The organism is Pseudomonas sp. SDO5532_S415 (genome assembly GCF_054071155.1).
This window is the reverse complement of the sequence record NZ_JBSVWS010000377.1, coordinates 1-324: the sequence shown is the minus strand read 5'-3', so window position 1 is coordinate 324 and position 324 is coordinate 1. Positions and strand designations below refer to the sequence as shown.

1 protein-coding gene is annotated in these 324 nt (G+C 62.0%); it reads right to left on the bottom strand.

What is annotated here, in order from left to right; all coding sequences use genetic code 11:
• A partial coding sequence (locus ACW9HW_RS30165) for an FAD-binding protein (RefSeq protein WP_457402983.1) occupies positions 1–324 on the bottom strand: 324 nt, incomplete at both ends.

The window sequence follows — 324 nt, the reverse complement described above, 5'->3', positions numbered from 1 at the left end:
CGGCGCGCGAAGCACCGACGGCAGCGCCCAGCTTGTCGGCCAGGGCGTACAGGTGTTTGAAGTTGTCGCCGTTCTGCATGCCACGGCCGCCGGAAACGACGATCTTGGCAGCGGTCAATTCCGGACGATCAGATTTGGCCAGCGCCTCAAAGACGAAGCTGGAAGTACCCGCGTCGTGAGCAGCAGCAACGGCTTCAACGGCAGCCGAACCACCTTCTGCGGCAACCGGGTCGAAACCGGTGGCACGCACGGTGATCACTTTGACCGCAGCGTTCGATTGAACGGTAGCGATGGCGTTACCGGCATAGATCGGACGCTTGAAGG